This window comes from Streptomyces sp. NPDC096040, from assembly GCF_040303265.1.
Lineage (GTDB): Bacteria > Actinomycetota > Actinomycetes > Streptomycetales > Streptomycetaceae > Streptomyces.
In genome coordinates, this window is record NZ_JBEOTA010000022.1 from 127,722 (window position 1) to 150,470 (window position 22,749).

The 22,749-nt window shown below is 69.5% G+C and carries 18 protein-coding genes and 1 pseudogene; 8 read left to right on the plus strand and 11 right to left on the minus strand.

Going from position 1 to position 22,749, the window contains the following annotated elements; all coding sequences use genetic code 11:
* Position 1: 1 nt before the first annotated feature.
* The 7 genes from ABTY98_RS28490 to ABTY98_RS28520 all read right to left on the minus strand — a co-directional run bounded on the left by ABTY98_RS28490 (position 2) and on the right by ABTY98_RS28520 (position 4,496).
* Positions 2 to 1,594, minus strand: coding sequence for a hypothetical protein (locus tag ABTY98_RS28490; RefSeq protein WP_352223865.1), 1,593 nt, complete (start codon positions 1,592 to 1,594; stop codon positions 2 to 4).
* 95 nt (positions 1,595 to 1,689) lie between these two features.
* A complete protein-coding gene (locus ABTY98_RS28495) occupies positions 1,690 to 1,932 on the minus strand; it encodes a hypothetical protein (protein ID WP_352223866.1) in 243 nt (80 codons plus the stop codon).
* 193 nt (positions 1,933 to 2,125) lie between these two features.
* Positions 2,126 to 3,136, minus strand: a complete 1,011-nt coding sequence (locus ABTY98_RS28500) for a hypothetical protein (protein ID WP_352223867.1) — start codon at positions 3,134 to 3,136, stop codon at positions 2,126 to 2,128.
* Between the two features lie 5 nt (positions 3,137 to 3,141).
* Positions 3,142 to 3,525: an RRQRL motif-containing zinc-binding protein gene (locus tag ABTY98_RS28505; protein ID WP_352223868.1), complete on the minus strand. Its 384-nt coding sequence runs from the start codon at positions 3,523 to 3,525 to the stop codon at positions 3,142 to 3,144.
* Positions 3,525 to 3,857 carry a hypothetical protein gene (locus tag ABTY98_RS28510; protein WP_352223869.1) on the minus strand — a complete coding sequence of 111 codons (333 nt, stop codon included), beginning with the start codon at positions 3,855 to 3,857 and terminating at the stop codon, positions 3,525 to 3,527. The genes ABTY98_RS28505 and ABTY98_RS28510 overlap by 1 nt, the downstream gene beginning before the upstream one ends.
* Positions 3,854 to 4,147 carry a hypothetical protein gene (locus ABTY98_RS28515; RefSeq protein ID WP_502994378.1) on the minus strand — a complete coding sequence of 98 codons (294 nt, stop codon included), beginning with the start codon at positions 4,145 to 4,147 and terminating at the stop codon, positions 3,854 to 3,856. Before ABTY98_RS28515 ends, ABTY98_RS28510 begins: the two co-directional genes overlap by 4 nt.
* Positions 4,148 to 4,313: 166 nt before the next feature.
* Positions 4,314 to 4,496, minus strand: a complete 183-nt coding sequence (locus tag ABTY98_RS28520) for a hypothetical protein (protein WP_352223871.1) — start codon at positions 4,494 to 4,496, stop codon at positions 4,314 to 4,316.
* Positions 4,497 to 5,127: 631 nt separating this feature from the next.
* On the opposite strand from ABTY98_RS28520, the gene ABTY98_RS28525 reads away from it, so the two are divergent.
* Both ABTY98_RS28525 and ABTY98_RS28530 read left to right on the plus strand, forming a co-directional pair.
* Entirely contained in the window at positions 5,128 to 5,886 is a 759-nt protein-coding gene (locus ABTY98_RS28525; protein WP_352223872.1) for a helix-turn-helix domain-containing protein, read from the plus strand.
* A 2-nt stretch (positions 5,887 to 5,888) separates the two neighbouring features.
* Positions 5,889 to 6,362: an NUDIX domain-containing protein gene (locus tag ABTY98_RS28530; RefSeq protein WP_352223873.1), complete on the plus strand. Its 474-nt coding sequence runs from the start codon at positions 5,889 to 5,891 to the stop codon at positions 6,360 to 6,362.
* Here the strand turns inward: ABTY98_RS28530 and ABTY98_RS28535 are convergent.
* From ABTY98_RS28535 to ABTY98_RS28550, 4 genes and pseudogenes are all read right to left on the minus strand, one after another.
* Positions 6,350 to 6,916: an HD domain-containing protein gene (locus ABTY98_RS28535; protein WP_352223874.1), complete on the minus strand. Its 567-nt coding sequence runs from the start codon at positions 6,914 to 6,916 to the stop codon at positions 6,350 to 6,352. The two genes, ABTY98_RS28530 and ABTY98_RS28535, sit on opposite strands and share 13 nt — an antisense overlap.
* Position 6,917: 1 nt before the next feature.
* Positions 6,918 to 7,379, minus strand: a complete 462-nt coding sequence (locus ABTY98_RS28540; RefSeq protein WP_352223875.1) for a GntR family transcriptional regulator — start codon at positions 7,377 to 7,379, stop codon at positions 6,918 to 6,920.
* Positions 7,380 to 7,535: 156 nt separating this feature from the next.
* A pseudogene (locus tag ABTY98_RS28545) lies at positions 7,536 to 8,025 on the minus strand (IS701 family transposase); the annotation flags it as partial.
* A 132-nt stretch (positions 8,026 to 8,157) separates the two neighbouring features.
* Positions 8,158 to 8,364, minus strand: a complete 207-nt coding sequence (locus ABTY98_RS28550; protein WP_352223876.1) for a hypothetical protein — start codon at positions 8,362 to 8,364, stop codon at positions 8,158 to 8,160.
* Positions 8,365 to 9,179: 815 nt separating this feature from the next.
* On the opposite strand from ABTY98_RS28550, the gene ABTY98_RS28555 reads away from it, so the two are divergent.
* The 6 genes from ABTY98_RS28555 to ABTY98_RS28580 all read left to right on the plus strand — a co-directional run bounded on the left by ABTY98_RS28555 (position 9,180) and on the right by ABTY98_RS28580 (position 22,709).
* A complete protein-coding gene (locus ABTY98_RS28555) occupies positions 9,180 to 12,395 on the plus strand; it encodes an NACHT domain-containing protein (RefSeq protein WP_352223877.1) in 3,216 nt (1,071 codons plus the stop codon).
* A gap of 1,055 nt (positions 12,396 to 13,450) precedes the next feature.
* A complete protein-coding gene (locus tag ABTY98_RS28560) occupies positions 13,451 to 14,767 on the plus strand; it encodes a tryptophan 2,3-dioxygenase (RefSeq protein ID WP_352223878.1) in 1,317 nt (438 codons plus the stop codon).
* 54 nt (positions 14,768 to 14,821) lie between these two features.
* The gene (locus ABTY98_RS28565; RefSeq protein ID WP_352223879.1) at positions 14,822 to 15,673 is read left to right on the plus strand and encodes a hypothetical protein; all 852 of its coding nucleotides are present in this window, start codon (positions 14,822 to 14,824) and stop codon (positions 15,671 to 15,673) included.
* Between the two features lie 104 nt (positions 15,674 to 15,777).
* Positions 15,778 to 16,086, plus strand: coding sequence for an acyl carrier protein (locus ABTY98_RS28570; protein ID WP_352223881.1), 309 nt, complete (start codon positions 15,778 to 15,780; stop codon positions 16,084 to 16,086).
* The gene (locus tag ABTY98_RS28575) at positions 16,083 to 20,984 is read left to right on the plus strand and encodes a non-ribosomal peptide synthetase (RefSeq protein ID WP_352223882.1); all 4,902 of its coding nucleotides are present in this window, start codon (positions 16,083 to 16,085) and stop codon (positions 20,982 to 20,984) included. Before ABTY98_RS28570 ends, ABTY98_RS28575 begins: the two co-directional genes overlap by 4 nt.
* A gap of 6 nt (positions 20,985 to 20,990) precedes the next feature.
* Positions 20,991 to 22,709 carry a CurL C-terminal domain-containing protein gene (locus ABTY98_RS28580; protein WP_352223883.1) on the plus strand — a complete coding sequence of 573 codons (1,719 nt, stop codon included), beginning with the start codon at positions 20,991 to 20,993 and terminating at the stop codon, positions 22,707 to 22,709.
* Positions 22,710 to 22,749 lie beyond the last annotated feature (40 nt).

Sequence of the window (22,749 nt, forward strand, 5' to 3'; positions counted from 1 at the left end):
GTCAGACGTTCCAGCCCTTCTCTGCCTCGTGTCCGTTGCGGGGGTCCTCGTGACGGGAGATGTCCTGCTCGTGGACCTGCCGGAACAGCGGGCCCATGTCCTCGGCGACCGCGACGGCGCTCATCAGCGCGCCGAAGATGTCGTTGAAGCCGTTGGCGACTTCCTTCTCTAGCGGGAACTCGTTGTCGGAGCGCTCCGCGAGAATCTTCATCACGTTGGCCACGCAGGTCAGCGCGGCCGGGAGCCCTTCGACCATGGCGAGGATCTCCATGGCGTTCTCGGGCTGGTAGGCGTTGGCGGCGTCTTCCATCTCGGAAGCGGCCTCTTCGAACCGGAATCCGGTCACGTGCTCTCCTCCACTGACCTGGGATGTGCTGGGGGTGGGGACCATGGCGGCGGGCCGTTCGACGTTGTCGGCGATGCCCTCGGTGCCGTCTTGTGTGGCCTGCGCGTCGGCGGCGGCCTCCTGCTCGCGCTGGGTGTGACGGGTGGTTTCGTCGCGCTCCGCGCGCTGTTCAGCGGCTGTCAGCAGGAGCCGGCGGAAGAGGCGGCGGCCGGGGTGCATCAGGGCCGGGATATGGAACTTCCGGCCGAACGGGGTGGTGAGCATCCCGAGCAGGCCGACCGGCAGGGCGAGCAGGGCGGCCAGCAGGCGCCGCCCGTGGAATCGAGCCGCGGACCTTCGCAAGGCCTGACGCGCGGCCTTGCGAGCAGGGGCCTTGCGGACCTGGGCGCGCTGCGCGGCCACCGCACCAGCGTTCTTGGCGTCACGCTTCGCGCGCTGCTTGGCGACGGCCGCATCCCGCGCGGCACGGGCCTTGCGGGCGGTGGTGCCGGCAAGGCGGCCGGTCAGACCGGGCCGCTTGCTCGAACGGGTCCTGCTTGCGGGGGTGTTGGTGTTGCGGCGGGCGTCGGCGACCGCGCGGCGGGCCGCGGTGGTCTGCGCCCGCTGCCCGGCCCGCGATCCGCCTGCCTGCTGCTGCGCGGCACGCAGGGCCCGTATCTGCCGGATCCGGCCCGCGGCCTTGCCGTTCGCGGTGCCCGGCGCACGTTGGGAACCGTCGCGGCCGGTCGTGTTGCGGGTCTTCCCACCCACGGCGACGCCGGCGCTGTTGTGGCGGGCGGCCGGGCCGGTGCTGCGGCGGTGCTGGCCCGGCACGCTGCCTGACGTGCCGCCCTTGCGGCCGGTGCGGGAGCCGGCCGGACCATTCCCGCTCCTGCCCGTTCCGCCGGTGCTGGCGTGGCGCAGGCCCGCGCTGCGGGCCGCGGTGCGGCCGGCGGTGCGGGCCGCGTTCCGGCGGGCGGCGCGGCGGGGGTTGGGGGTGCGGGAGCGGGTGGCGGCGACGGTGCCGAGGACGACCATGCCGGTTGCGGCGATGGCCGCGGCAATTGGGCCGCCGGCCAGGGATGCGGCGGCGACCATGCCGATCGTGCTGTTCGCCCCGGTCAGGGCGAGCGGGACGACCGGCCAGCCGCCGGGCGTGTGCTCCACCTCCTTCCCGTCCGGCGCGGGTGCGGGCGCGGTGTCGGGCGGTGGGGACGGGGTGGTGAGGGCGGCCTGGACGGCTACCGGCTCAGTGGTGAGTTCCGTCATGCTGTGAGCACTCCTTTTGCGGAGTAGGGCAAAGGCCCGGACGCCTTGCCGTCCAAAGCGCGCGTCCGGGCCTTCGCGTTGCGGGGAAGGGCTGGTCAGAGCTGGTTGGGCTCCAGGACGAAGTAACCGACCGAGGCACCACGCAGGTTGGCGTCCTGCTCGGTCACGGACTGGTAGATGAAGCGGTAGACGTCCTGCCGGGTGCTGCCGGGCGAGGGCGTGACGGTGCCCTCCTGCGTCATGGAGAACCGGCCCGGCATCTCCAGCGTGATGATCCAGTGATGCGTGCCCCGCGCCTGCGCGGAGTTGTCGGCGGCGGGGGCGGTCTGCGTGGTCACGGTCGAGACTCCTACGTGTCGGTGAGAGTGGACGGTGTCGCTCGCCGGGTCTGCCCTACGGGTCTGCGAAGGTGCCGCTCGCCGGGGCTCACCAGGTCTGCTTCACTGGTGCGGTCGACTGCTCCGGCAGTCGCAACGAAGGCCAGCCCAATTGCCGTGGGCTGGCCTTCATTGATGTGTGCCGGACGCTCAGTTAGGGCTGTGCGTCTTCCGCGTCGATCAGCGCGGCGTACGCCTTGCGCACCCGCTCTTCCTTCGCGGAGAACCCTGCTGCGCGGTATGCGGCCAGGGCCTTGCGGTAGGACAGCGGGGGGTTGTCGGAGTGACGCAGCCACCGCAGAACGACCGTGAGCTGTTCCTCGGTCAGCGGCTCACCCGGCTCGGGCGTCTCGACGCCGGCCACGGCCGCCACCTCAGCAAGCCCGGTCAGGTCGACCGGGGTGTGTCCCGCATCATGCGGAGCGGAAAGTTCACCAGCCGGGGACACGGGGTCGACCTGCGGGGACACGGGGGACACAGCCGGGGACACGCCCTCCTGTGTCCACTGCCCAAGCACCCGGGCCAGATCATCGTCCGAGAACAGCGCCGGGACCTCCTGGGGAACGTCGTCCATCGGGTGCTTGGCGGCGAGCTTGGTCAGTTCCTCGGCTGCCTCGTGGCGCACCTTCTGCGCCTGGCCACGGGCCTTGCGCTCCTCACGCTCCAGCACGGCCGCCGTCGTGTGCCGGTCGGCCTTGGCGCGGGTGACGGCCCGGCCGATGGCCACCTGATCCCGCGTCGCACTGCGCACCGCGTCAATCTGCTGCTGCGCCCCAGTGGAGATCCGGGTGGACTCCCGTTCCACCGCCATGATGAGCGTGGCTTTCGCGGCGGCCGGGACGACCGCGCCGATGACGGCGACGGCCAAGGTGGCGTACATCAGGCCGTGGGTGAACAGCACACCGACCGACGTCACCAGGAACACCCAGCCCAGCACAGCCGGAAGAGTCCCCTTGGAACCCTGGCGACGGTGCGCGGTCTCCATGGCCAACGCGTACAGCCATACCGCGTCGTAGATGCCGGCCACCGTCATGGCGAGCGCGGGCGGGGCCTGGCGGGAGAGGATCTCTCCCACGGCGTAGACGGTCCAGCCCAGCGACATGCCGGTCAGCGCGACCGGCAGACTCCAGTGAGCCGCCCGCCGTACTACGTGCTTGGTTTCCATGTTCTTCACTCCGTTCCGTGATCGTCGGGGTAGGCGCACAGCACGCACATCCCGAGCGAGCGGGGCATGCAGTAGCTGTAGGTGATCTGGCACTTCGGGCACGTGCGGCGGGCGAGCATGGCCAGCGCGAGCGCACCCCACTTGCGGGAGGTCATCGGCCGCACCGGAAGCGCCCGGTCGACGTGGTAGAGGTAGGCCACCCTCGGAGTGCCGGTGCGCCGGTTCATGCGCATGGTCTGCGCCGCTACCGGTTGGCCCCCGGGGCGCAGGCCGCGGGCCCGCAGCTGCCGGCGCGTCGCCAGCCCGGACGGTGCCAGCCTCCACGGATAGGTGGGCACCCCGTACCGGGCGTCGGTCGGGTCGTAGCACTTGCCCCACGCCGCGGACATCAGGCCGCCACTCCGGCCTGTGCCGGGGCGACGACGTCGGCGTAGGCCACCAACTCCAGCACCGCACCCGCGTACTCGATAGACGCCTTGAGCACGCGCGTCCCACCGCCCGCACCCTGCGTACCGTGCTCCACAGCGTCCGGGGCGATGCCCAGCGCTTCACGCCAGGACTCAAAGTCGGCCAGGCCGTAGTGGAAAGACAGCCTCAGCCGGTCCGGGAAGATGGTGGACACGTCCAGCATGGGTGCCGGCAGGTGGCCGAAGTCCGCGGCGAGCAGGCGTAACGCCCGTAGTGCCATGGACAGGTCGTCCAGAGTCAGGCTCTCGCTCATGCCGCGGCCCCCCGGCGCACCGGACGGCGGCGGGCGGGACGGGCCAGCGGGACCACGTTGAACAGCTCCGGGTGGTTGTCGACCGCCTGCGCGGCCAGCCGGATCAGGTCGTCCGGCAGGCTCGCGTAGTCGGGGTGGGTCAGGATGTCGCGGGCCGCGTCCAGACGGGCCGTGCGTTCCTCGTCGCTCTCGCCTTCGGCCCCGAGCCACAGTTCAACCGGGGTGCCGAGGGCGAGTTCGAGGAAATCCTGTGGGTCGTCGGCCCGGTGGCCGGACACGAAAGAGCGCATGGGAGCTCCCAGCTCGAAGGGAAGGAAGAGGCCGGGGACCGCGGGGAAGTCGAGGGCGGTCGGCCCGGCGGGGGCGGCGACCACCGCGAGCGCGGTGGGCCACAGTGCCCCGGCCGGGAGTTGAACCCGGCCTACGACCATCGGGGCGGTTGAATTCAGCGGCCGGTCAGACCGCGCGCGGGTGGGGACGGGGCGGGCGCACCGGCAGCGGCGGCTTCGCCTTCTCGTGCTCCGAGCCGGCCATCAACGGCCCCCCCCGGGCACGCGCGTTGTCCTCGCTGCGCTTGTTCGCGTCGCCGTTCTTCCGGGACAGTTCGTCCCGCTCCGCCTCTGTCAGACTGGTGACCACAGGTGCCTCCACATCAGGTGCCTGGCCGCGGTCCCCCGGGTTGCGCCCCGTGGGGACCGCACTGATTCCTCATCAAACGGGCAGGGCGCTGACGCGATGGCCGGTGCCCTGCCCGCATGACGAGTGACGGGAAAGCCCGCCACTGTCTCTCGCGGCTCCGTACGCGCCTTGCTCCCTTCGCTTGGTCGGCACGTGGTCACCGCGTCGCTCAGTCGTCACTCGCTGAGCCGATCTCCCTGGAATGGCTACCTGTCATGGGCCGGGTGCAGCCCAACCACCGGGATCCCCGCCGATCCGGTCCCTGGGTCTACGCCCGAGGGTCAGACCAGCGGCTTAGCCGATGACACCGATCGATCCGTGAAGACGACGGACTTTGACGTCTCCCCTGCCGCGCGGGCCGCGTGTAAGCGGGCCCGGCGGGGTCTTGGTTGTGGTTACAGTACCTGTTTTACAGGTATCGCATGGGGGGCCGTCAAGTACCGCCACGGAACCCGTTGTTGATTGCACCGGGACTTCTTGGCGCACAATCAGAATCGCTCGAGGTCAGGGGAGTTGGTCACCGCACACGTAGACAGCTCTGGTTGAGCTCGCTACCGTCAAGAGCTCCCTAGATGTCCAACGGAGGGGGAAGATGTCCAACGAGCGGTTGAGATCGGCCCTCTTGGCGCGAGGCATGACCATTCAGAGCCTCGCTGAGGAGATCAAGGTCAACCCAAAGACCGTTGAGCGCTGGATCACGCAAGGCAAGGCGCCCTACCGGCGACACCAGTACGCAACGGCGGCAGCTCTCAAGGTCGACGTGACGACGCTCTGGGACGACGATCGCAATGCCGAGAGTGCATCGGTCCTGACGAAGGCCGAGATCGTTACCGCCTACCCGCATCGCCACACGGTGCCGTCAGACCTCTGGCGCGAGATGTGTGAGCGCGCCACGGAGTGCATAGACATCCTTGTGTACGCTGGCATCTACCTGGCAGAGGACCCTCTCTTCTTCTCGACGCTGAAGAAAAAGGCGGAGAGCGGCGTGCGCATCCGAGTGCTCATGGGTGATCCCGAGTGCGAAGCCGTCATCCGACGCGGCATCGACGAAGGGCACCGCATCATGGACGGCAAGATCCGCAACGCGCTGGTCAACTACCGCCCGCTGTTCACCAGCCACCGCGAGATTGCCTTCCGCCTGCATGACACGGTGCTCTACAACTCGATCTACCGTGCTGACAACGAGATGTTGGCCAACACGCACGTGTACGGCATTGGTGCCTACATGGCGCCTGTGTTCCACCTGCGGCGGCTCCCTGGCGGTGGTCTGTTCGACACCTTTGCCAATAGCGTTCAACAGACCTGGGAAGGCGCCAGGCCAGTAACCGAACGCGACATCACGGGAGCTTGAACATGGGACGCATCGACTACCTGCACGATCCGGACGCCCCGCGGGCCAACTCCGTCGTTCCCTCGGTCGTGGCGTTCGTCCAGAACGATGCGGGACAGGTGCTCATGATCCAGCGATCCGACAACGGACGTTGGGCACTACCCGGTGGTGGCCACGACGTGGGCGAGTCCATTAGTGACACGGTCGTCCGTGAGGTCTGGGAAGAGACGGGCATCAAGGCCGAAGTCGTCGACATGTCCGGGATCTACACAGACCCTGGGCACGTCATGCAGTACGACGATGGCGAAGTCCGGCAGCAGTTCAGCATCTGCTTCCGCGCACGGCCCGTCGGTGGCGAGCTGCGTACGAGTACTGAGACGACGCAGGTCCGTTGGGTTGACCCCACGGACCTGCGGGAGCTGGACGTCCATCCCACCATGCGGCTCCGCATCGAGCACGCCATGGACCGAAAGCGCACCGCTCCCTACATCGGCTGACGCTTGGCGGTGGCGACACGTTCGAGGACGCGGGACGTACACGCGTGGATCTCGGGCTCCGCGCGGCGAATGAACTTTCCGATCAGGCTGTCGGGCCCGTAGCGTCCAGCGATCTCGTTGATCCGGTCGATCGGGTTCGTGGGTGTGCCGTCCGGCGTGGTGTTCATGTCGCAGTAGCAGAGCGCGTCGTTCAGGTGCGCGCTCTCGCGTGGGAACTCGCCCTCCAGTTCCTCACGCAGGCCGCGCGCTTCCGCCTCCAGCCAGGCGCAGGAGTGGTGGGCGACCAGGTTGACGACACGTTCGTCGGCGTCGGCCACGTCCCGGAGGTAGCGGGCGCCGTCCAGCGGGTGAAAGCCCGTCTTGGCCAGGTCCGGCGCATAGCCGATGTCGTGCAGTACTGCCGCGGCCTCCACCAGATCCGCGTCCTGGCCAAGAACAAGAGCGATCGTACGTGCCCTCTCAGCGACCCCTAGGCAGTGCTTCCACCGCCGCGGTAGCGGCTCGGCGAGCAGGGATTCAGCCAGGGGATAGGCCCACTCCGTCAACGTCGGCAAGCTACGAACGCTCCTCTCGCGTCGGCACGGCGCGGACCGTCCGCACCCTGCCCTGTCCTCCCCCCGCCAGCACGCCGGCGGTCTCCAGCTTCTCCAGAGCCTTGGTCACCGTGGGACGGGAGACCCCGAACCGTTCGGCGAGTGCGGAAGCACTCGGGAACGCTTCCCCTACCTCGAGTCCGTCAGCCGTGATGATGTCGGCAATCCGCTGATCGAGCGGGCGCCGGTCGACTCGATCACCCGAGCGCACGACGCGCCACCGCTCGCCTGGCGCAGGTTCGGCCAAGCCTTCCTGCCGCAGTACCCCGTACGCGCGGATGGCAACGCCGCGTGAGACGCCGTGTTCGCGCATGACCTCAGTCAGGGAAGGCAGCTCTGTCATCTCCGGGTCGCCCTCGATCAGCACCTTCACTGAGTCGGCAATCTTCAGGAAGGTTCCCCGAGGGCTGGCCTGCTGCGACACTCGCTCTCCCTCTCCGTTGGCCCGTCGTCACCCCCAAGAATCCCACGGCTCGCGACCGCTGCGGAGGGGACCGGACGGCCCCGCTCATGCGCGGGGACGAATGAAGCGCGCCCGAGTCGCGGTCTTGAAAACCGACGCTGCACGAGCAGTAGAACCTTCCCTCAGCATGCGGCGCAGCCGCCACTCCTGGCCGTAGGCGGCGTCCGCGGTCACCCACGCGATCGGCAGCGGTGAGGTTGATCGCCCGCAGCACCATGACCCTGGCCAGGTCGGGCTTGGTGGCGAAGACCCGCTCGTCAGGGATGTGGGCGGCGCGGCAGCGGTCGCGGTCGTCGGTCCAGGACTTGGGCAGATACAACTCGCGGTCCACCAGGGCGCGTCCGCGTGTGGTGGCGTAGGCGGCGAAAACGCCGACCTGGCAGTTCTCGGTGCGGCCGGCGGTGCCGGAGTACTGGCGCTGGACTCCGGCCGAGGTGGTGCCCTTCTTGAGGAAGCCGGTGTCGTCGAGGATGAGGATGCCGTCGGGCTCGCCGAGCCGTTCGGCTACATAGTGCTGGAGGTCGTCGCGGAGCTCGTCGGCGTTCCAGCGGGCGCCATTGAGGAGCCGCTGGAGGCGGTCGGGGGTGTGGTGTCCGACGTATTCGGCCGAGGGGCGGCCCGGGAAAGAGAACACGGGCCGCCAATCAGCCCCCTACACTCACCCAAGCCGCCCCTGACCAGGGAAAACGTCAAAGTTCTGCTGGAGTACTAGTGCACCTAGATATGCGACGGTCTGTGGTCAACGTAGTGGCCACAGACGGCGCAGTGCGCGGAAGAGAGCGTCGATGAGGGCAGTCAGGATCTGCTGGGCAGCCGAGCGACGGTAGGCATGGCGGGACCAGACCGCTGGCAGGACAACGCCAACGAAGAGCAGTAGGAAGACCGCCATGGCAAGGACCCCGATGGGACCGAGTGTGGTCACGAAGGTGGCGAGTGCAGTGGTCATGGGCTGGCTCCCAGTGAGTAGCGGTGAGGTTGTGCCGCTAAGCGTGCGGCGAGCCATGTCCTGCGGTCATAGAAGCGTGAGTGATTGGGATTTGCCTGCCATCACTGCAGGTTGGGGCCTAACCTGAGGTGCCGCGTGGGTACAACACGGTACGTAGAGGGCCTGGGGGACAGACGGTGACCAAGAGCGGCGAGTACAACTCGGTCGAAGCGGCACGCGAGGCCTTCGCACGCCGCCTTCGGGATCTGCGAGATGCCTCAGGCGCCAAAAATGCTGACATCGTGACGGCGTCCGCGCACCTAGCGCGTAAGGCGAGCGGGGGACGCCATCTGACCGCTAACGCGGTAAGTCGGATTCTGTCAGGAGGCACAGCTAAGGCACCTGACTGGGAAGTATTGCTCGCCTACGTTCAGGCCTGCCAACTTCACGCGCGTAACGTGCAGGCTCCCGCAGCCGTCCACCTCTATGACTTGAGCACCTGGAAGGCCGAACACACCTCCTTGGTAAGGGCTTTGGAGCACGCTGCGTCGGATTCCTCCAAGCATCAGGAGCCGAGTCCGCAACAGACTGAGGCGGCTCTCGCAGCGTACGAGCAGCGTGTCCGAGAGGCGTGGGGGCACTTGGACCTAGAGGTTCTGCTGCCGCTCGATGACCAGGGCCGCCATCCCGCGATTCGGCTGCGGGAGGTCTTTGTTGAGCCGGGAGTGCGTGCTGATCCCCCGCCCGTAGAGTTGCCACGCGAACTGGTTCGGCGCTTGGTGGAATCAGACGAGTTGCCAAACCCTGACCATCTACCGAGCGGTGCCATAGAGTCCTTGAAGCGACTGCAGGACGCCTACGCTCAGCGCCCGGTGCGTAACGTCCTGCAGGTACTCGACGAAGAAAATGCGCCCAAGACCGTGATTCTAGGCGATCCTGGTGCCGGTAAGTCCACACTGGCCAAGTACCTGGCTCTCTCCTTGGCTGCCCCACGGCCTCGCGGTAGTAGTCGCAAGGGCCTGAAAAATAGAGTGGGCGTAATTGTCGAATTGCGACAATATGCCGATGCTCAATGGATCCACCGGACCTTCGAAGAGTTCCTTGCGCACCGTCAAATTCAAGCTGGTCTGTCTGTGCCGCCAGCGATTCTACAGAACCTGCTCCGTACCGGTCGCGCTGTTGTTGTCTTCGATGGCCTTGATGAGGTTTTTGATCCCAAACTCCGCCAAGCTACCTCCGAGCAGATTGCCGGGTTTGCTGCTCGATGGCCTTCGGCCCGCGTTGTGGTGACTTCTCGACTCATTGGTTACAAGCGCCACGTTCTCGACGGGGCCGGTTTCGCCCATTACATGTTGCAAGATCTCAATCGAGACCAAATCGCGACTTTCACTAGGCGCTGGTACAGCCTCTCTAGCCCTGGGGACGCCGAACTGGCTTCTCAACTGGCTGAGCGGTTGCAGAACGCCGTGCGCGATTCGCGTCCAGTCAGAGAGCTATCAGGAAATCCGCTGCTCTTGACTATCCTGGCCATTGTAGGGCGCCGCCAGCCCCTACCCAAAGATCGTCTCGGTGTATACCGCCAAGCCGTCACGGTCCTTACCGCCCAATGGGATCAGCAAGCTAAGCACTTGCAAGCGGACCTGCCCCAGGCCATTAAGGACGTCCTTGATGGCCTGGACCGGGGCGAGGTGCTGATGATGCTGGCCCGCGCGATGCAGGATGGTGCGGCTGGCATAGCTGGTAACCATATCCACGGGCAAGACCTTGAGAAGTTGTTGTGCAGCCATCTGCAGGACTACGGCCTTCCGCCCGCTCCGGCTAGGAATGGTGCACGTGCCCTACTTTCACAGCTACGCGAAAGAAACTTCATTCTTGCTCGTTATGGCGGTGAGGTATATGGGTTCGTCCATCGAGCTTTCCTTGAGCACCTCGCCGCTGCGGATATACACACCCGGTACACCCGGGCGAGAGCATGGACCCCTCAGGAGCTTCTAGATGATGTCATCGTTCCTCATGCAAGCGACCCGGCTTGGCATGAAGTGCTCCTGCTTCTCATTAGTCAGCTTGAACCCGTCGACGCTGCGGATGCTATCGATCGCTTGATTTCTGCTCACGATGTTCGGCGTATCCGTGCAGATGCTTCTCTGCTGGTCCTCGCCATTCGCGCCCTTGCCGAAGTTCCTAAAATCGGGTTGCTGAAGAATCAGAGTGTGCGAGCCATCCGGGCCGCTACGATATTTCTGAACTCCCTGGCGGAAAATGTCCTGGTGGCCGCATATCCCGCCATTGAGTCATTCAGTTCATACTGGGCTGGGCGCGAACCGTTTTTGGCCTGGTTCCGAACTCGTGGGCAGTTCTCTCCGAGCGTCGACACCCCTCACATAGTGTGCAGATTGCATCCAGACCGCGATGAACTTCGGCGTCTCGCTTCCATCTCGCACCACCCTTACGATCGAGGAGTTTTCGCTTCTGCGCTCGCCGAACGGTGGCCGGCAGATGATGAGATCCGTGCTTTGTTGTTTGATTTGGCTTGCAACGACGAAGAACCGCACGCGCAGCTTCGTTTCCTTGAGTTGCTGGCCGAACGGTGGCCAGAGGACGACGAAGTCCATTCTCTACTATTTGATACCGCTCGGAACGGCGATTCGGAAAGGACCCTCCGCCGCGGTGCAGTGAAGGTGTTGATCGAGAAATGGCCGGAGGACGACGCACTTCGTTCTCTAGTATTTGATACTGCTCGGAGCGGCGACGACTACGCCCTTCGCATAGATGTATTGAAGTTGGCGGCCGAGCAATGGTCGGATACTGGCGAGATTCGCACTTTGCTGGTGGATATCTTCTGGAGTCATGGTGTGCCAACATTCTTGCGTCGTACAGCCCTTGCGGCGTTGGTCGAGCATTGGCCGGATCATGAAGATGTCCGTGCTCTGTTGTTCAACGTTGCCCGGAGCAGCGACTCAGATGGTTTCCCGCCTTCTATAGCGCTTCAGATGTTGGTCGAGCGGTGGCCAGCAGATGAGGAAGTCCGCGTTTTGCTGCTCGGTCTTGTTCGTGGTGACGGGGACGGCGGAGTGCGTCTTGATGCATTGAGGGTGTTGGTCGAGCGGTGGCCGGACGACGGTGAAGCCCGCCGGCTACTGCTCGATATTGCCCGGAGCAGCGACTCAGCGAGGTACGAGCGTCGTGGCGCGTTGAGGGTGTTGGTCGAGCGGTGGCCGGAGGATGGTGAAGTCGGCACCCTGCTGTTCGGCCTTGCTCGTGGTGACCGGGATGAGGAGGTGCGTCTTGATGCGTTGAGGGTGTTGGTCGAGCGGTGGCCGGAGGATGGTGAAGTCGGCACCCTGCTGTTCGGCCTTGCTCGTGGTGACGGGGACGGCGGAGTGCGTCTTGATGCGTTGAGGGTGTTGGTCGAGCGGTGGCCGGAGGATGGTGAAGTCCGCATCCTGCTGTTCGGCCTTGCTCGTGGTGACCGGAATGTGGAGGTGCGTCTTGATGCGCTGGAGGTGTTGGTCGAGCGGTGGCCGGAGGATGGTGAAGTCCGCATCCTGCTGTTCGGCCTTGCTCGTGGTGACCGGGATGTGGAGGTGCGTCTTGATGCGTTGAGGGTGTTGGTCGAGCGGTGGCCGGAGGATGGTGAAGTCCGCACCCTGCTGTTCGGCCTTGCTCGTGGTGACCGGGATGTGGACGTGCGTCTTGATGCGTTGAGGGTGTTGGTCGAGCGGTGGCCGGAGGATGGTGAAGTCGGCACCCTGCTGTTCGGCCTTGCTCGTGGTGACCGGTATGAGGAAGTACGCCTCGAGGCCTTGAAGGGCTTGGCCGAGCGGTTGTTGGAGGACACCGACTATCACGTCCTGTTGGTGGAACTCGCTCGCGGCGACAGCGGTAGTTCCACAGGCACGGGGCGTCAAGAAGTTAGACGTGCTGCGCTACGCATCCTGGCACTTTCAGAGCCCGAGACCTCCGAGACGCACACGGCACTCGATCTTGCCCTTGGCGATCAAGATGCCAATTTCCGGCGGTTTGCTGAACAAGTTCGGCGAGGCCTAAGTTGAGCGCAGTCGCATTCAACCTCTCCTGCACCTGTGGGCTACCCGAGCGGCAGAAAGACCTCGGTGGGTAGAAACCTCAGATCGATAGGCTGCAACGTGCGGTCTGTAAATCTGCCCACTCGATCGGCTGGCCGGAGCCGCTGAAGACTCGTCGGCCTTGGTTGCGTCAGCGGATCTACGCCTGTGGCGGTCTCAGTCATGGTCTCAATCTGCCCGGAGTCCGGTGACGTCTGCTGCCGTCTGTCGTGATCGGAGCGTGCGGCTGACCAGGGGTCATCCACCTCCGGCGGACGACTGTGGACACCCCCGGACCAAGATCGGACAACTTGTAATGCGTAGGCCGTCGGTTCGAATCCGACAGGGGGCTCGATGGCCATGGGTGACCAGTCCGCGGGCCCCGTGAGCTCGTAGTTTCGACTGCGGTCGAAACTCCGCGGGCTGGTCGCCGCAAGGGCGGTGAATCCCGGCGAGGGTGCCGAGGAGTCCGCCGGCGCTTCCTCCACCAGAGGTCTTTCGCCCTTCAGAGCCGAGAGCCGGGCGAGAGCGCACCGCGAGCCCCGGCGCCGCGGGCCGGGGCGGAAGCCGAACTGGACAAGCCTGGTGACCGCCGGCGAGGCACGCTCGCCGGCGGCGACGGTGTGACCCCGTGGTTCTCCGTCCCCGACTGCCGCACGATCCGAGGCCGAGCCACACGCCGAGCCGGTCATGTGGAGACACCTCCAGCAGCGGCAGGTCGCAGGCGGTTGTGGTTCCTCGGGTGGGGTCAGTTCCTTTTTCTTTGTGTGGTGTGGTCAAGTCACGTGGTCTCGTGACCGGGTGGGAGTGACCGGATACCGGTGACTTGGGAGTTTCGGTCGAGCGGCGGAGTATTTCCGTCGGAAGCGTGATGCGGTCGGTTCCGTGACGAAAGGCGAAATGCCGCGGAAGCCCGAACGGCCGTCGTCATACGGCTCCGATCCCTGCCGGTCGTCACCGAGAGAAGGCTCATCCATGCCCGCTCGCATCCTCTGGCAACAGGTGATGAAAGCACGCCGCATATTGACGTCCTGGATTTCCCAATGAGTTCCACGGAAACCGCTCTGCAGGTCCTTCCGCCGGTCACACCCCCGGCCGTCGCCGCAGTCCTCGAGCAGTTGGACACCTGGGCGGTCGCCGGCGAGGCGGCCGAATTCCCCTACGCCGCCGTTCTCGGCCACCTGCGGTCGGTGGGCAAGCACTTCCTGTCCGCCGAACTGCTGGACCGGCTCGCCGAGATCCGCGATGTCCTCACCGCCCGGTCGAAACAGCCGTTCCCGGCCAGGCCAGACGACAGCCCTGCCACTCTGCGTGAATTCCTCGACGTCGTCCTCGACAAACACGACAGCCGCTACGACTACCCCAGTTACACCGCCCTTTCACTGCTGGCCCCGCCCGCTCCTGCCGACTGGCACGAGGCACGCCGCGCACGCGACGAGATGCTGCTGCTTCTGCTCGCCGACCTGATCCGCTTCGAGCAGCAGGCGCTGAGCGACACCCCGGCCGACCCGCACGGCATGCCTCCGCAGCCCGAACTGGTGGGGAAGCGGACGCGGTTGGCGGTACGGGTGATGGAGCCCGCCGCCCTGCGGGTGCTGCCCCCCGGAACCGTGGACGCCGCGGCGGTGGCCGCCGTACCGGGACGCACCCCCGGCGGACCGCTGGCCGCGGACGTCCTGCGGGCGGCCACGCCGCACCAGGCGCTGGTGCTCTCGGCGAGCATCCAGCCGGTGTGTGTCCTGCACGACGAGTACCTGTTCCTGCGCACCCTGCAGTCCTTCGAGACGACGTTCACCTTCATGTCGGCCGCCCTGGCCACGGCGGTGCGGCGGCTCGCCGACGACCGGCCGCAGGAGGCCGCCGACCACGTCGGCACGGTGGCCGACACCCTCAAGGAATCCCTGCCCCTCTTCTCCCTGCTGGCGACCATGCGGCCCGAAGCCTTCCGTACCTTCAGGGAGTTCACCGAAGGGGCGAGCGCCATCCAGTCCGCCGGCTACAAGACCTTCGAGTCGCTGTGCTCCACCCCGCACCTGGCCCGGCTCGCCTCGCCCGCCTACACCTCCGTGCCCGAGGTACGTGAGCGAGTCGTCGGCGGACAGCCCACCGTCCAGGGGACCTGGCACGACCTGATCGCCGAGCACCGTCTGGACGCCGCCGGCGACGCCGCGCTCAGGGCGGCGGCCGACCGGCTGGAGTCGACGCACCAGCGCTGGAAGCAGACCCACTACCGCCTGGCCGTACGGATGATCGGCGAGCGCACCGGCACCGGATACACCGAGGGCGTGCCCTACCTGGCGGAGGTCCTGGGCAACCGGCTGTTCCCCGCCGCGGACCGGCACGGCGCCCTCGTGAGCTGACCCGGCGAGCCGCCCCGAGCCCGCCGGAACACCCCGCCAGGAGGCACCACCACGATGAGCAAGCGAGCCCAGACCGGGAGGCCGGGAGCACCCCGCCGGGTGATGAACCCCGAGGAGAGCAACCGCCTCTTCGTCTACGAGTACGACCGCGGCAGCAACTACGAGCAGGACACCCGGCTCACCGCCGCTCTCTCGGCGCTGCTGCCGGAGGACGCCCTCGTCCACCCGGACCAACGGCTTTTCCAGACGGTGCATCTGATCACCGAGTACGCCTGGTGCGAGATGCACTACGAGATGCGCCGCGCCGCCGCCGCGCTGCGCGAGCGCGACTACCTCCTCGCCGCCGGGCTCCTGGAACGCGCGGCCGCCATGGGCGACGTACCCGTCCGTGCGGTCCAGGTGCTCCAGGACTTCCTGCCGCAGCAGAACCTGCTGCTGATGCGGGAGACGTTCCCGGAGAACACCACCGGACTCGACTCGCCCGGGGCCCGTAACCTGCGCCGCGCGGCCGTGGCGCTGTGGGAGGAGACGGCGGCCGCCGTCAGCCGTGAGGGCCTCGACATGCGGCGGCTCATCGCCGCGCAGGCCCGCGGGACCTCGCCGTCCCGTGAGGACCGGGCCCCCGACCTGGCCCTGGTGCGGCAGGCATTGCTCCGGCTGGACGCCGCCGTCGCCGCGTGGAAGCACCATCACCTGCGCATGGTGTGGTCCCAGCTCGGCGGTCACCCCGAGACCGCGCCGCCGCCGAGCAGCAGGAAGAACCGGGAGGGCCTGCCCAAGAGTCTGCGCGGCGAGTCGACCGCGGGCGTCCGCGCGATGGCCGAGCGCAGCCTCTTCCCCAGGCTCTGGGACTCCGTGGATGAAACCTACCGGGCGTTCGTACCCGACGAGCAGACATCCGCCTGAGCAGTATCCGCCCGAACCGCATCCGCCTGATGGACGGACGGCGGCCCCCGCCCGGGCCCCGCCGACGCGGCCAGGACCAACGACGGAAGGACACGACTGCCGTTATGGCGACCGAATCCGCAGCACGCGGCGCCGGTGAACTCGGCGCACTGGTGCACCAGGCCTGGGCCGAGGCGCTCGGCCACGACGAATTCACCGACGAGGACCACTTCTTCCAGGTCGGCGGCCATTCCCTGAGCGCTCTGCAGGCCGTCAGGGACCTCGGCGCCGCGCTGGGCCGACGGATACCGGTGCGGCTGCTGTTCCGCAACCCCACGGTCCGCGGGCTGGCCGAGGCCCTCGCGGCCGACCCGGTCCCTGAAGAGGCCGTCGTGGTGGGAGCGTCCGGCGTGGCCGGGGAGAAGCGCCCGTGACCGCCCGGATCCCCGGGCTGCCGGTGTCGGCCGCCCAGACGGAGATCTGGCTCGCCGACCGCTGCGAGCCGGAGTCCGGCCGCTACAACGTGCCGGTGGCCCTGGAGTTCGTCGGTGCCCTGGACACGGCGGTGCTGCGCCTGGCGCTCGGCGACCTGCTGGCCCGGCGGCCCGCGCTGGCCGGCCGGTTCGACAGCGAGGACGGGGAGCTGCGGTTCCTCCCGGAACCGGCGGAGCCGCCCCCGCTGGGCATGTCGCCCCGGCGGGCCGGGTCCTGCCGTGCGGACGGTGCGCGGCAGGAAGCCGTCCGGGCGGCACAGCGTCCCCTGGACCCGGGCACGGCGCCCCTGCTGCGTGCCGAGGTGCTGGAGTACGACGACGGCGCCCTGGTGGTGCTGACGGTGCATCACATGGTGGCCGACGGCCGGACCATGGAGGTCGTCGCGGCGGATGTGCTCGCCGCCTACCGCGCCCGTACCTCCGGTGCGCCGTGCACTGTCCCCGCCCCCGTGGCGCAGGCACAGGCACAGGTACAGGCACAGGCACAGGTACAGGCACGCGTCACGCCGGCGCCGCCGTCGGCCGACGGAGAGTCCGGGTCCGCGCCGGCCGCGTACTGGCAGGACCTGCTCGCGGACGAGCCCGTCACGCTCGGGCCGCTGCCCGACCTGGTGCGCGCGGACGACCGGCTGCGGGGGGCCGCGGGAGCGGTGGAGCGCACCCTTCCCGCCGAACGGCTCGACGCCGTGCGGAGCATCGCCGTCCGGCACGGCGTCACACCCGCGACCGTGCTACTGGCCGCCTGGAGCCTGCTGCTGCACGGGTGGTCCGGCGAGTGGGACGGTGTCCTCGGCATGCCGTTCGCCGGGCGGGACGAGCCGGGCACCGAGGACGCCGTGGGCCTGTTCACCCGGGTCCTGCCGATCCGTAGCCGTGCCCTTGCCGACGAGGAGTTCGGTGACCACGCGGGGCGCCTCGGCGAGCAGGTGCTGGACTCGATGGAGGCACTGGCCGCCGTCGGGCCCCCGGCCCCGGGCACGGCACCGGCGTACACGTCGGTGTTCCTGCACCAGCCCCGTACCGAGGCCGCCCAGGAGGTGCCCGGTGCCACGGTCCGCATGCTGCATCTCGACACCGCGTCGGCCAAGTACGACCTCGCCGTGGCCGCGCTGGAGTACCCGGACCGGCTGGTCCTGCGGATCGACTACGACACGGCCCTGTACGCGGAGGCCTCGGCCGATCTGATGGTCCATCAGCTGGAAGGGCTGCTCGCCGCCGTCGAACGCCCCGGCGTCCGCTGCCGGGACCTGCTGGCCGGACTTGCGGCCGCCCCGGCACCCGCCACGGCGACAGGCTCCGCGCAGGACGGCTGCGGACTCGGGGCCGACGCGCCTGGAGCGGAGGGCGCGGAAGCGGCCCGCGAGGGTGGCGCGGGTGTGGTGCCTGAGAGCGGCTCGGGTGTGGTCGCCGGTGGTGGCGCGGGTGTGGTGCCCGAGAGCGGCTCGGGTGTGGTCGCCGGTGGTGGCGCGGGTGTGGTGCCCGAGAGCGGCTCGGGTGTGGTCGCCGGTGGCGGTACGGGCGTGGTCCCCGAGAGCGGCCCGGGTGTGGTCGCCGGTGGCGGCGCGGACGTAGTCCCCGAGAGCGGCCCTGTGGCAGTCCCCGAGAGCGGCCCGGTGGCAGCTCCCGAGAGCGGCCCCGTGGCAGCCCCCGAGGACAGCGTCGTAGCCGCCTCCAGCGTGCCTGAACTGGTACTGCGGGCCGCCCGGCATGATCCCGGTGCCGTGGCCGTCGTGCACGGTGAGCGGACTCTCACCTACCGCGCCCTGGTCGAGGCCGCGGCTCGGCAGGCGCACTGGCTCAGGAGTGAAGGCGGCGTCCGCGAGGGCGACCTGGTGGCGCTGCTGCTGCGGCCCGGCCCGCACACCGTCACGGCGATGCTGGCCGCCGCCATGGCCGGGGCGGCCTATCTGCCGCTCGACCCCGGCTATCCCGACGCCCGGCTCCGGCTCGTCCTCGACGACGCCCGGCCCCGGCTGCTGATCGCCGAGGCGCCCGAGACCGGCCGGGCACCGGACGGCCTGCCCGTGCACAGCCCGCAGGACATCGACCGTGCCGCCGGCGCGCTGCCGACGCTGCCGCCCGCCGTCGAGCTGCGGCCGGACAGCGCGTTCAACGTGCTGTACACCTCCGGCTCCACCGGCCGGCCCAAGGGCGTCCTGCTGCACCACGGCGGTGTGCTGCGGCTCATGCACCGGCCGGACTTCCTGCCGCTCGGCCCCGACGACACCGTCTCGCACCTGTCGCCGCTCAACTTCGACGGCGCCACATACGAGATCTGGGGCGCCCTGACGCACGGAGCCCGCCTGGCCGTGCTGGACAAGGAACTCGTCCTCGACCCGCCCGCTCTGCGCACCGCCGTCCGCGACCTCGGTGTCACCACGCTGCTGGTCACCACACCACTGCTCAACCGCATCATCGAGGACGCGCCCGACCTGCTCCAGACGCTGCGCCGGGTGTACTTCGGCGGCGAGCTCGTCTCCGTACCGCATCTGCGCAAGGCGCTGCGCTGGGCCCGGCCGGGCACCCTGCTGCACAGCTACGGCCCCACGGAGAACTCCTTCACCTCCACGTGGTGCCCCGTCGAGGAAGTGCCCGAGGCGGCCCGCACCCTGCCCATCGGCGCACCGGTGCCGGGCACCACCGCGTACGTCGTCTTCGAGGGGACCCTGGTCCCGGCGCCGCCGTACATGCCCGGGGAGCTGGTCCTCGGCGGAACGGGCGTGGCGCTCGGGTACCTCGGCGACCCGGTCCGTACGGCCGAGCGGTTCGTGACCGACCCGTTCACCACCGAGCCGGGCGGCCGGCTCTACCGCACCGGGGACCGGGTGCGCCGGACCGCGGACGGGCAGCTCGAGTTCATCGGGCGGGCCGACAACCAGATCAAGATCAGGAGCCAGCGGGTCGAACTGGGCGAGGTCGAGTCCGCGCTGCGCGCCCACGCCGACGTGACCGCCGCCTTCGTCACCAGCCGCCGTAACGACCGGGACGAGAAGGAGATCGTCGGTTACGCGGTGCTCGGCCGCCCCGGTGCCCATCCGGAGGTCATGCGCCACCTGCGGGCCTGCCTGCCGGCCTTCGCCGTGCCCTCGCACCTGGTCGTCCTCGACGAACTTCCGCTGACCGCCAACGGGAAGATCGACCGACGGCGGCTGCCACGTCCGGAGGACGACGCTCCGGCCGCTCCCGCCCCCGCGCCTGCTCCGGCCGCATCGGAGTCCGCGCCCCGGGAGCACAACCCGGCCGGCGGCCCGGACCTGTACCGCGCGGTGCACGACGCGTGGCGCGAGGTGCTGGGTGAGCGCGCCTTCGGTCCCGACGACAATTTCTTCGACGTCGGCGGGCACTCGCTCCTGCTGGTCCGGCTCCAGGCCGTGCTGCGCCGTGCCACCGGGACCAAGCCGTCCATCGGCGACCTGCTGCGCCACACCACGGTGCGCGCCCAGACACGGCTGCTCGGCGGTGACGGCGCCGCCCCGCCCGCGGCCGCCGCGCCCTCCGTCGGACGGCAACGGTCCGCGGCCGCCGCGCACCCCGCCGGACGGCACCGGCCCGAGGCCAGGGAGGACGCCATAGCCGTCGTCGGGATGGCCGCCCGGTTCGCCGGCGCCGCGGACCTGGACGCCTTCTGGGACAACCTGCGCGGCGGGCGGGACTGCTTCGCCGAGGGGCCCGGCCCGCTGATCACCGAACTGCCCGGCGGGCAGCGGCGGGTGGCCCGCTGGGGCATGATCGCCGAAGGCGCCCGCTACGACGCCGACTTCCTCGGCTTCGGCGCGGACGACCTGCGCGACGGCGATCCCCAGCAGGGCGTGCTGCACGAGGTGCTGTGGTCGGCCGTGGAGGACGCCTCCGTGCGGCTGTCCGAGATCGCCTCCCGCACCAGCCTGTACACCGGCTGCGCCAAGGTTCTCGACACCGACCCCGAGGCCCGGGTGGACGACGTCGTCCACACCGACCCCACCTTCGTCGCCTCCCGGTTCGCGTATCTGCACGACCTGTGGGGCGAGGCCCTGCTCCTGGACACCGCCTGCTCCACGGGCCTGTACGCGGTCCACCTCGCCTGCCGGAGCCTGCTGACCGGCAGCAGCGACTACGCCCTGGCCGGCGCTGTGTCACTCGACCCGGCCTCCGACGGCAGCTACCGCTACCGCCCCGGCTTCCTCTACGCAGACGACGGCCTCTGCCGGCCCTTCGACCGGCGCGCCTCCGGAACCGTGGGCGGGTTCGGCGCCGGGGCCGTGCTGCTGCGCCGCCTCGCCGACGCCGAACGCGACGGCGACCCGGTGTACGCCGTGATCCGGGGCAGCGCCGTCAACAACGACGGGCGAGCCCGCATCGGTTACTCCGCACCCGGCGTGGACGGCCAGTCCCGGGTCATCCGGGAGGCCCTCTCCGCGGCCGGCGTCAGCGGCGCCGACATCGGCTATGTCGAGGCCCACGGCACCGGAACCCGCCTCGGCGACGCCATCGAGGCCACCGCCCTGGCCGACGCCCTGGGGCCGGACGGCCCGCCCGTGGCGGTGGGCTCGGTCAAGGCGTCGGTGGGGCACTGCAACACCGCCGCCGGCATCGCCGGACTCATCAAGGCCGTACTCGCCGTGCACCACGGGCACCTGCCCGCGACGCCCAACGTGGGCGAGCCCATCGACGAACTGACCGCCGCGGACGGCCGGCTGGCCCTGCTGGACCAGGGCCGCCCCTGGACCGAGGAGACGGGCCGGCCGCGTACGGCCGGCGTCAGCTCCTTCGGCGTCGGCGGCACCAACGCCCATGTGGTGGTGCAGCAGCACCGTGCCGCGTCGGCGGCAGCCCCCGTCCCGCAGCCAGAAAGGGTGTGACCGGCCGTGGCCGACCCCCTGACCCCACCGACGACGCTCGCGGACCTGCCCCGCGTGCTGGCCCTGTCCGCCCGCGACCCCGAGTCCCTGGCCGAGCTGCGCCGCCGCCTGGCCGCGCATCTGGAGCAGGCGCCCGGCACCGGCCCCGACGACGTCGCCCTCACCCTGCAGACCGGCCGGGAACGCTTCTCCTGCCGGGACGCCGTGGTGGCCGACCGCACCGACGACCTCGTCCGGCTGCTGCGCGAGCGGTCCGCCGACGGCACCTGCCCGGCGCGGACAGCCGGGGACGGACCCGTACTGGTCCTCGACGGATCGCCGTGTCGTACGGCCGCAGTGGACCTGCCCGAGGTGGCCGACGCCCTGCGCCTGGCCGCGGACACGTGCCGGGACGGCGGCGACGCCGACACGGACGCGGCCCGGACCGTGGCCGTGCAGTACGGCGTGGCGGCCTGGCTGCGGGCCCGCCGGGTGGCGTTCCGCGCGGTGCGCGGTGAGGGGCTGGGTGCCCTGGCCGCCGCGGCGATGCGTAGTGAGGTCCCGCTGTCCGAGGCGCTGCGGGCCGCCGCCGCGGGCGTGTCGCTTCCGGCCGCCGTGGACGCGTTGCTTCCAGCTGCCGCGGGCGCGTCGCTTCCGGTCGCCGACGCCGATGCCGACCGGGCCGTGCCGTACCCTGACGCGCCAGTGGTACGGATCGGGGTGGGCCGGCCGGACACACCGGGCGAGCTCGTCCTCGACCCGGCGGACGGCGCTTCCTGCTCACGGCTGCTGGCCGAACTGTGGCGCCTCGGCTTCGACGTCGACACCACCCTGGGCCGGCCGGGCCGTCGCGTCCGGCTCCCCGGCCATCCCTTCCGCCGCCGCGACCCGGGCGGCGCAGGCCCGGCCGGCTCGACCGCCACGCGCCCGCTCACCCCGTACGAACAGCGCTGGCTCTTCTACGACATGGTCCGGCAGGGCTCGTCCGGCGACCACACGGTGGCCGCCGCGGCGGCTCTGCCCGGCCCGCCGCCGCCCCCCGACGCGCTGGCCGCCGCCTTCGCCGAACTGCAGCGCCGGCACCCGGCCCTGCGCACCGTCTTCAGCGAACCGGGTGGCCGCTGGCAGGCCCGCACCCTGCCCGCCCCGGCCGCCCGTCCCCACCATCTCGTCCCCGCCCCCGACGGCGTCCCGCACCAACTGCGGCAGACGGTGCGGGACGCCGCCAGGCAGCCCCTCCGCCTGCGCGACGCACCGCTGGTGCGCTGCTGCGTCCAGAGCGGCCCGGCCCACTGGGCCGTGTCCCTGGCGGTCTACGAACCACTGACCGCCGCGGCCGACCCCCAGCAGTTGCTGGACGAACTCGTGGGACTAGTCGGAGCCGAGGTCCCCGAACCGGAACCGGCCGTCGAGTCGCGGCGCGCGGAGGTCGTCGAGGCGTGGCAGGCACCGGCAGTCGAGCCGCAGGGCACACCCGCCGTCGGGCCCGAACCCGAACCGGCCGTCGAAGCCGAACGCGGATCGGCCGTCGAGTCGCGGCACGGACCGGCAGTCGAGCCGCAGGACGCACCCGTCGTCGGGCCCGAACCCGAACCGGCCGTCGAGTCGCGGCGCGCGGCCGTCGTCGGGTCGTCGCTGACGCCGGCCGTCGAGTCGCAGGGCACACCCGCCGTCGAGGCCGGGCACGCACCGGCTTCCGAGTCTGTGACCGGCCCGGGCCCCGTGCCCGAGCACGCGTCCGTCTGATCGCGCCAGGAAACCGGCGCGCACCCGCCCCCACCCGTCC

Excerpts from the sequence above, each read along its gene's own strand:
- ABTY98_RS28490 (WP_352223865.1), bottom strand. The coding sequence starts at position 1,594 with ATGACGGAACTCACCACTGAGCCGGTAGCCGTCCAGGCCGCCCTCACC.
- ABTY98_RS28500 (WP_352223867.1), bottom strand. The coding sequence starts at position 3,136 with ATGGAAACCAAGCACGTAGTACGGCGGGCGGCTCACTGGAGTCTGCCG.
- ABTY98_RS28505 (WP_352223868.1), bottom strand. The coding sequence starts at position 3,525 with ATGTCCGCGGCGTGGGGCAAGTGCTACGACCCGACCGACGCCCGGTAC.
- ABTY98_RS28510 (WP_352223869.1), bottom strand. The coding sequence starts at position 3,857 with ATGAGCGAGAGCCTGACTCTGGACGACCTGTCCATGGCACTACGGGCG.
- ABTY98_RS28515 (WP_502994378.1), bottom strand. The coding sequence starts at position 4,147 with ATGCGCTCTTTCGTGTCCGGCCACCGGGCCGACGACCCACAGGATTTC.
- ABTY98_RS28525 (WP_352223872.1), top strand. The coding sequence starts at position 5,128 with ATGTCCAACGAGCGGTTGAGATCGGCCCTCTTGGCGCGAGGCATGACC.
- ABTY98_RS28530 (WP_352223873.1), top strand. The coding sequence starts at position 5,889 with ATGGGACGCATCGACTACCTGCACGATCCGGACGCCCCGCGGGCCAAC.
- ABTY98_RS28550 (WP_352223876.1), bottom strand. The coding sequence starts at position 8,364 with ATGACCACTGCACTCGCCACCTTCGTGACCACACTCGGTCCCATCGGG.
- ABTY98_RS28560 (WP_352223878.1), top strand. The coding sequence starts at position 13,451 with ATGAGTTCCACGGAAACCGCTCTGCAGGTCCTTCCGCCGGTCACACCC.
- ABTY98_RS28565 (WP_352223879.1), top strand. The coding sequence starts at position 14,822 with ATGAGCAAGCGAGCCCAGACCGGGAGGCCGGGAGCACCCCGCCGGGTG.
- ABTY98_RS28570 (WP_352223881.1), top strand. The coding sequence starts at position 15,778 with ATGGCGACCGAATCCGCAGCACGCGGCGCCGGTGAACTCGGCGCACTG.